Here is an 8727-nt window from a genome sequence, read left to right on the forward strand (position 1 = left end):
ACAGAGCCCGGGTGCCGGGGGAGGCCCAGCGGGCGCGGCACCCGGGATCTGTTGCTCCTCGGCGGCTTTGGTGCCGGTCTTGGGCCCGATGTCGGTGACCTGCCAGCCGTTGCCGACCTTGTTGACGGTCACCCGCAACAGGATGATCGACACCTTCGGCGTCGGATTCTGCAGATTGCGGGTGGTCTGGTGCGCCGACACCACCACTTCGTAGGTGCCGTCGGGCTGAAGAACCGGATCCACAGCCAGCACCTCACCGGAGGACGTCACCTGCGCTTGCAACATCACCGCCTTGAGCAGGTCGGTTGCGTTGACGTACTTGTCTTTGAGCTGCTGTGACACCCCGTCTTCGACGGCCCGGAAGAACGCGTCCGGGTCCTCGAAGGTGTAGGTCAGCGACTTCATCGCATAGTCACGGGCGAGCTGAGCGGCGGCCTCGCGGTCGGCTTGGGCCTGGCGCAGCTCAGTGAGCTGGCCGCTCACGTCGCGGTACTTGATGAACCCGAATGCGCCGCCGCCGATCAGCAGTACCACCAAGACGACGGCGACCCAGAAGCTGCGGCTCCGAGATCCTGCCGGGGCGGTATCCACGGCAGGCTCGGTCTCGACCGCGTCGACCTTCTCGTCCTCGGCGGCAGTTGCTTTGGTCATGTCCGAACTTTCCTCGTTGCTCTCGTCCGCGGTCATTGGTGCCACTCGGGAACGTTGAGCTGCACCCGCACACCGCCGGTGTCGTTGAATGTCGATTCCCAGAAGTCGAGCCAGTGCCCGGCATCTATCTTGATGTCATGCAGCGGTGCCATCGCCGGCTGCAGGATGGTGGCGAAGGTGCCCAGCGGTCCGGCCAGCATATCGAGCCATTCGCCGAACTTGGCCACCAGGATTCCGACCGGATCCTGCGGGCCGATCACGCCGATGCCGGTGTGTGACAGGATCTCGATCTCGTGGATCAGCTGCAGGAAGGCCGGCACCGATTTCGGCAGCATCTTGCCGGTCTCGCTGATGATTTCGCCGGCATGGAGGTCGCCCAGGTTGGTGGTGAACTCCGAGACGTTGCTGAAGAGCGTGGCCAGTAGTTCCTTGTCGTCACGAATGACCTTGGCGGTCAACCCGGCCGTGACGGCGAGGGAGTCGATGGCGTCGTCGTTGCCGTTGAAGGCCGCCGACATGTCTTTGACGATGCCCTGAATCTGGTCGAGGTTGAGCGCGGTGAACAGCACGTTGGCCTTGGTGAGTAGGTCGCTGGCGGTCACGATCGGTGCGACTCGATCCGCTGGGATCACGGCACCATCGGTGAAGTACGGCGGCGCAATGACTTTCGGCCGGAAATCGATGTACTGTTCGCCCGCCGCGGAGAGGTTCTCCACGCTGATTGTGCTGTCGGCCGGGACCTGATACTTGCGGTCGACGTCCATCGACACGGCCAACCCGCTGTTGGTGGTCTGGATCCCGGTCACCCGGCCGACCTTGATGCCGCGCATCGTCACGTCCGATGTGGGCATCAGACCGCCGGAGCTGTTGAGCAACAGCGTGAGTCGGTCGACCTTCTTGGTCGGTCCCATGTCGAGCACGCCGAACGACATATACGCCGCGCCGGCCAGCGTCATCACCACCAGGATGGCCAGCGTGGTGCGTGCACCGAATTTCATGGCACCAGTCCCATCGTCTGCATCGCTTGTACCGCCGCGTCAGCCTTGTCGGCGGGATCCACGCCCTCACGTCCGGTGGGTGCGTGGAGCTCGGTGATGGTGTACTTCGGGCCTCCGTCGCGGAACCACCCGAGCAGCTTGTAGCGCAGTAGCGCGACGAACTTGTCGGCGATCACCGGGATCGTGGTGTCGACCGTCGCCATCGTGTGGATCATCGGCGTGATGTAAGACAGGATCTGCATCAGATCCCCGGCGATCGGGTTGATGAGATCGCCACCGAGCTTGCCGACATCCTTAGAGGCGCCGACCACGTTCAGGATGGCGATCGTGACCGCCGACAGGCCTTGGAGTTTCGCCGGGCCTTCGGTCACCAGCCGGTTGAACACCGCAGTGTTGTCCGCGAAACCGGAGGTGATGTTTGCCATCCCGTCGAGCATCTGGTCGATGGTGTCCTGATTGGCGGCGAGGTCGCTGAGCACACCGGCCACAGATTTCTGCATCCGGTTCAACTCGCCAGGATCTTGCGGGAACGCCTTGTTGACGTTGACTACGGTGGTTTGCAGCGTACCGATCGCGCCACCGGCCACCAGGTTCGACATCGACCGCAACAGGTCTTCGACGTTGTCCGCCGGCGAGGTGTTGCGCAGCGGAATGGTGTCGCCGTCGCGCAATACCGGTCCGGACTTGTCTTCGGGGGGCAGCAGCGCGATGTAGATGTCGCCGAGCGGAGTGGCCTGGCGGAGCTCGGCACGGGTATTGACGGAAAGCTTGGTATCGCCGGCTATCTCGACGTAGGTGACGGCAGTGGTGCCCTCGAGTTGCACGCGATCGAGCACACCGATCTGCACGCCACCGGAATCGACCTTGGCCCGGGCGGGCAGATTGAGCACGCTGGCGAACTCGATCTTGATCTTGTACGCGTGGCTCGGCAGGTAGGCGCCCGGTACCGGCAGGCGGGTGGGGTCCAGCGAGCAGGCCGCTGTGAGACCCAGGGTCAGGGTCGCCAGCAGTGCGCAGAACGTGCGTATCGATCGTCGGGTCATGGTGACAGCGCCGCCCCCAGAACGAGATTGGTCAACCCGAGAGTGATCGGGTCACTCGGAGTTCCCGACGCGCACGCCGCGGCAGCACCGGGGATGTTGCGATCCTTGAGTCCCTCGCAGATGGCGCCGGCCTGCGTCGGTGCGATCGATACCTGCGGCGGTATGTAGGTGACATTGTGGGTGCCCCAGGCCGGTTCATAGATATCGGCCACCCAGTGGCTGAACTGCGGCCACGAATTGATCATTGCGGTGATGGCCGGGATGTGCCGGTTCAGGAGGTCGCGGAACCCGCCGAACCGAGCATCGAACTTATCGTAGAACCGGGGCCCGAATCGGTTGATCGCCTCGATCAAGGTCGGCAGCAGGTGCGAGACATATGCCATCGCAGCGCCGAAGTTGTCCGACAGGCCCTCCATCAGCTGGGCCGTGACCGGAAGCGTCCGGATCACCGAGGCGAAGCTGTCCCAGTTCTTCAGGAAGTCGGAGGACAGGATTTCGCCGTTCTCGAACAGCTGCCGGTAGTCGGCGTCGGCCTTGTACGGGTCGGCGAGCATGGTGACCAGATTGCGCATCGTCTTGTTGATGCCGGGCCCGGTGCCTTGCAACGAATTGCTGGCCGCGGTCAGGCTGTCATTGATGGCTTGCACACCGGGCGCCTTGGACGGGTCCTGTCCCGGCTCGGATCCCAAGATCGTATCGGTGAGATTGCCGATCGCAGAGAATGTTTCGCTGACGCTGATCGGGGTTTTGGTGGACTTCAGCTTGATGCACCCGGGGCCGGTGAATTTCGGGCCGCCGGTGTAGGCCTTGGTGAGTTCGATATGGCGGTCGGTGACGATCGACTGCGAATAGGTGACCGCACCGACGTCGGCGGGCAGAACGAGATCGGCGGGCACGGTGAAGTCGACCTCGACGTGGTCGGGCTTGTTGACGATCGCACTCATCGAACCGACCTCGATGCCCAGCAGTGCGACCTTGTTGCCGGGGTAGAGCCCGACTGCGTCGGTGAATTCGGCACACATCGCCCGGGTCGGATTGATCTTGGGTGTCAGGACCTTGATGCCGACGACGACGGCAACCGCGACGACGGCGAGGATCGCCACGACCACGGCGAGGACCCGCCGCGACCGCAGCCGTGATCCGAAAGCCGATGCGCCGGCCATGTCAGCAGGCCTTCATGATGTTGGGCAGACACAGGTCCTGGCCGGGCACCAGCCGGTTGTGCTGGTCGAAGGTAACGCCGTTGCCGCTGAGCATGGGCCCGATGATGTTGAGCGTCTGGCCAAGGCCGTCGAGTGCCATGCCCCACCGCTCGGGATGGGCTGCCAGGGTGTCGCTGATGTCTTCGATTCCCTCGGCGATAGGCATGACATCCTTGCCGTACCACATCGTGAGCCGGTCGAGGACGCGGGTCAATTCCTTGATCAGAGCGAAGAATTCGACGATGTCGACAGCCTTCGAGGTGTACATCTTGCCGAGGATGTCGAACTGCTCGAACAGCGCGATGAGCTGTGCGCGTCCGGCCGTCATCGCCCGTAGACCGTCGTTGACGAAGTCCAGGCCGCGGTGAAAGTCGGCGGTGGACTTGCTCATCGATTCGGTCAGCGTGTCCGCCGACTGGAGCAGGTTACGGATCGCGTCGGGATATCTGTTGGCCGCCTTGGCCACCTCGGCGAAGGTGTCGTGGATGACTTGGCCGTCGACCTCTTTGACCACCGGGGTGGCCGCCTGGATGATGTCGTTGACCTCGAAGGGCAGGGTGACGCGGCTCGGCGGAATTCCGTTGCGGCCCAGCGGTGCCGAGCCTTTCGGGTCGAGCGCGACATAGTGGCCGCCCAGCGGGGTCAGCAACTTGATGTCCAGGGTGGAGTCCGAGCCGACCTTGACCGAGTTCTCGACGTCGAACGTCATCTCGACCAAGGCGCCGTCGAGGCGAACGCCGGTGACCTTGCCCACGGCGATTCCCGCCACCCGGACCTGGTCGCCGGCACGCAGACCCGCGGAGTTGGGCATGTGTGCGGTATAGCCGGCCTCGTCCGCCGGATTGAGGTAGGCCATCGCGGTGCCGGCCAGTGAGGCGATGATGACAGCGACACCGATGATGCCGTTTCGCCGGTTGCGCTTGGCGGTCTCGCGCTCGTCTCGCGAGCCTTGCCGCCCGCCGATTTTCGCGCGCAGCGTGGTGAGGTGCTTGTCGAGTTCCATTACCGGCACACCACCAGGTTCTGCTGTGCGAACGAGACCTCGCCGATCCCGGGCAGCGTGACCTCACCGCGTGAGCAGGAAAACGTCGGGGTGGCGGGTTGTTCGTCCACCAGCCAGTTCCGCATGCCCTGGATCAACGACGGAGCCAGCGACAGGCCCGCGATGATCGTCGGCGTCTGCGGCCACATCCGGCTGCTCAGGTCGAACAGCGGGCCGGTCGTTCCATCGAAGGTGTGCTCGAAATATTGCATGACATGGGTGGTGTTGCGCAGGACCGGCAGTCCGCTGTCCAGCGCGGAGCGGAATTCCTCAGCCTTGGAACCGAATTGCGCGAGCACCACGTTGAGCTGGGAGATGAGCTCAAACAGCTGTCCGGACTTCCCGCCCAGATCCTGGGATATCGCGCTGAGATTGCGGATCATGGTGGTGATCACCATCTGGCGGTCGACCGCCAGCTTGGAAATTTCGTCGAGGTTGTGCAGGAACGGGCCGATACCGGACTCGTCGCCCTGGATCAGCCGCAGCAGGTTTTCGCCCAACAGGTTGAACTGGGCGGGGTCGAGAGTCTGGAACATCGGCTGAAACCCGTTGAACAGTTTGGCGACATCGAACGACGGGATCGTCTGCCCGATCGGGATGGTGCCCCCGTCCGGCAGCTTGTTGGCCGGCTTGGCCGGCTGGACGAGTTCGACGTAACGCTGACCGATCAGGGTCTGATAGCGCACCGCGGCAACGGTGTTGGCATACACCGGGTGGTCGGCCTGCGCGGTGAAGTCCACCTTGGCGACCCGCCCGTCGAGCCGAATGGTCGCGACCTTGCCGACCTGGACGCCGGAGATGCGGACGTCGTCACCGACGTAGAGCCCCGACACGTCGGAGAAGGTGGCCGTGTAGCGGGACAGCGACCCGGTGACCGGACTGCGCAGGGCTGTCAGCACGATCAGCGTGCAGACCACTGCGACCGCGGTGAACACCGTCAGCCAGAACACCGATTTGGTGACACTCCTCATCGGCCGCCGCCTTGCGGTGGAGCGGGTGCGGGTGCCGCCGCAGGGTCTTCGGCGGGCAGCGCCGCCGCCAGCCCGGGCATGGTGTCCAGGGTGAGTTCGAGATTGAGCCGGACCTTGCCGTTGATGATCGGAAACGCCGTACTGGTGCGGTCCAACAGCCCGGAGATCCGGTCATAGGCCGGCGACATACTTCCGTACATGTAGGCGTAGGGCACGAAGACGCTCATGATCCCGCCGAACAGCGGGACGAGCCAGCTCATGTGCTTGGCGAAGATTCCGTCGGCGGTGAACAGCAGCTTCGACAACTGGTCCATGATCAGGTTCATCCGATCCACCCCGTCGGGGTGTGCCAGGAACTCCATCCCGTTGAGCAGATCATAGGCCAGGCTGACCAGCGGGACGGCGTCGCTGACCCCGTTGACCACCGAGGCGAGCACCGAAAGTGACTGTGAGAACGGCACTTTCTGCGAGTCGGTGAGCATCTTGATCAGATCGAAGTACGACCGGGTGACCGGCTCGGTGAGGTCGGCATGCTTGCGCACGATCCCGATGATGTGGTCGATATCGGGCGAGTCCATGATCCGGCCGAATCGCTGGCCCTGCCGCAGCAGTCCGGTGATGGACGCCGACTTCACATTGGTGTCGACCACCAGTGTCTGGTTCGAGGCCAGCCGCGGGCCCGATCCGCTGCTGACCAGTTCGACCGCGGCGAGCCCGAAGGTGTTGGAGGACGTGAAGTTCGCCGTCGTGTCGGCCGCCAGGGCAGCCGCCTGGCGCGGCTCGAGTTCGAGGGTGATCTTCTGCTTGTTGAACCCCGCCGACTGCAATGTCTCCACCGAACCGATCGTCAGGCCGCGGAATTTCACTTCGGCGCCGGGCGTCAGGCCCTCGCCCAGCTTGTCGGCCATCACCGTGAGTTTGAACGTGTCGGCATAGCCGCCGGTGCCGGCTTGGTAGAGCACGGTGCCCCCGACAGCCAGCACCACCGCGGCGATGAGTCCGCGGATCCGCAATGCGCGAGAACTCGGCCTGCGGCCCCCTTGGTCGGCAGATGCGAACATGCCCTATCCCGAGATCCGAATCCCGGGGCTGTTACCCCAGAAGATCAGCGTCAGCACCATATCGGCGGCGACCACGGTGACGATGCTGGCCCGGATGGCGCGTCCCGAGGCCCGCCCGACGCCTTCGGGACCGCCGACCGCGAAGTAGCCCTGATAGCCGTGGATGGCGATGATCAGCGTCACGAAAATGACGGCCTTCAGCACCGAGAACACGATGTCCGAGGGCTGGATGAACGAGTCGAAGTAGTGGTAGTAGGTGCCCGATGACTGCCCGTGCAGCACGTTGACCACCAGCGCGCACGACACATAACTCAGAGCCAGCGTCACCACGTACAGCGGGATGATCGTCAGCATCCCGGCGATCACCCGGGTGGTGACCACGAACGGGATCGACCGGATTCCCAGCGCCTCGAGCGCGTCGATCTCCTCGGAGATCCGCATCGCACCGATCTCGGCGGTCATGCGGCAGCCGGCCTGGGCGGCGAAGCCGATGCCGGCGATCATCGGTGCCATCTCCCGGGTGTTGGCATACGCGGAGACGAATCCGGTAAGCGGGCCCATTCCGACCATGTCCAGTGCGCCGTAGCCTTCGATACCCACTGCTCCGCCGACCGCCGCGCCCATGAACACGAGGACGCCGATGGTGCCGCCGCCGACGATGAGTGACCCGTTGCCCCACATGACGTCGACCAGCAGCACGCCGGTCTGGTGCCGGTAGTGCTTCAGCGTGTGCGGGATCGCGCCGAGCACCTGGGCCAGAAAGCTGACCTGATGTCCGAGGCACTGGAAGACCGAGTCGCCCTGCTCGGCGATCCACAGCGGCGCGCGCACGACGCCGGGAGTGTGGCGTGACGGCGCTGACATCCGAGCCATCACCCCATCCTCAGCGGCATCGACATCGACACACCCTGCGTGATGATGAGGTTGAGAATGAACACGGCGACCACGCCGATCACGACGGAGGCGTTGACCGCGTCGGCCACGCCGCGGGCGCCGCCCTTGGCCTCCAGACCGCGCTGGCAGGACACCAGGATCACGATCACACCGAACAGCCACGTCTTGAGCATGGCCACGACGACATCGCTGACGCTGGCGAACGACGCGAACGACGCGATGTAGCTGCCGGGTGTGCCGGACTGGAAGCCGACGTTGATGGCGTAGCCGGCCGCCAGTCCCATGAAGATGATGAAGGCGCAGAGCACCGGCGCCACAAACACGATTGCTGCCAGTCGCGGGGTGACCAGCCGCTGCACGGGGTCGACGCCCATCACGCGCAGCGCGTCGACCTCCTCGCGGATGGTGCGGGCGCCCAGGTCGGTCGCCACTGCCGAACCCGCGGCGCCGCCCAGCAACAGTGCGGCCACCATCGGTGCGCCCTGCCGGATCACCCCGAGGCCGCCGGCGGCGCCCGAGACCGACGATGCACCGACCTGCTGGATGAAGTTGCCGACCTGCACTGCCACGATCACCCCGAATGGGATGGACACCAGTAAGGCCGGTATCGCGGTGACGCTGATGATGAACCAGGCCTGGTTGACGGTGTCGCGCCAGGGGTGGCGCAGGCGGATCAGATCCGTGATGAGGAAGCCGAACGCCTGAGCCCCCAGGCCGAAGAAGCGGCCCAGTGTCTGCAGCGACGAATCCGTTTGGCCGAGAACGTGTCTAAGCGGCTTGCTCAGTATCGCGACGACTTCGCGGCCGGTGGACGCCCGCGTGACGGGTTCGGGCTCCTGGTGAGGGCCGCTTTCTACCGGCACCT

Annotated in this window: 9 protein-coding genes; all 9 read right to left on the reverse strand. The window is 64.6% G+C overall.

Annotated elements, in window-relative coordinates; genetic code table 11:
- The coding region (locus HPC46_RS26895; RefSeq protein ID WP_233716735.1) for a hypothetical protein at nt 1–651 on the reverse strand (651 nt) is incomplete at its 3' end.
- Between the two features lie 32 nt (nt 652–683).
- Nucleotides 684–1649 carry an MlaD family protein gene (locus tag HPC46_RS26900; protein WP_179475241.1) on the reverse strand — a complete coding sequence of 322 codons (966 nt, stop codon included), beginning with the start codon at nt 1647–1649 and terminating at the stop codon, nt 684–686.
- Nucleotides 1646–2692, reverse strand: coding sequence for an MlaD family protein (locus HPC46_RS26905; protein ID WP_233716737.1), 1047 nt, complete (start codon nt 2690–2692; stop codon nt 1646–1648). Before HPC46_RS26905 ends, HPC46_RS26900 begins: the two co-directional genes overlap by 4 nt.
- On the reverse strand, nt 2689–3855 hold the full coding sequence (locus tag HPC46_RS26910) for an MlaD family protein (RefSeq protein WP_179475242.1): 1167 nt from the start codon (nt 3853–3855) through the stop codon (nt 2689–2691). The genes HPC46_RS26905 and HPC46_RS26910 overlap by 4 nt, the downstream gene beginning before the upstream one ends.
- Nucleotide 3856: 1 nt before the next feature.
- Complete coding sequence (locus HPC46_RS26915; protein ID WP_179475243.1) at nt 3857–4897, reverse strand: MlaD family protein; 1041 nt, start codon at nt 4895–4897, stop codon at nt 3857–3859.
- A complete protein-coding gene (locus HPC46_RS26920; protein ID WP_179475244.1) occupies nt 4897–5907 on the reverse strand; it encodes an MlaD family protein in 1011 nt (336 codons plus the stop codon). Before HPC46_RS26920 ends, HPC46_RS26915 begins: the two co-directional genes overlap by 1 nt.
- Complete coding sequence (locus HPC46_RS26925; protein ID WP_179475245.1) at nt 5904–6968, reverse strand: MlaD family protein; 1065 nt, start codon at nt 6966–6968, stop codon at nt 5904–5906. Before HPC46_RS26925 ends, HPC46_RS26920 begins: the two co-directional genes overlap by 4 nt.
- Nucleotides 6969–6971: 3 nt before the next feature.
- Complete coding sequence (locus HPC46_RS26930) at nt 6972–7832, reverse strand: MlaE family ABC transporter permease (protein WP_179475275.1); 861 nt, start codon at nt 7830–7832, stop codon at nt 6972–6974.
- A gap of 8 nt (nt 7833–7840) precedes the next feature.
- Entirely contained in the window at nt 7841–8650 is an 810-nt protein-coding gene (locus HPC46_RS26935; protein WP_325096789.1) for an MlaE family ABC transporter permease, read from the reverse strand.
- Nucleotides 8651–8727 lie beyond the last annotated feature (77 nt).

This window comes from Mycolicibacterium vinylchloridicum (genome assembly GCF_013404075.1).
In the GTDB taxonomy this organism is placed as follows: domain Bacteria; phylum Actinomycetota; class Actinomycetes; order Mycobacteriales; family Mycobacteriaceae; genus Mycobacterium; species Mycobacterium vinylchloridicum.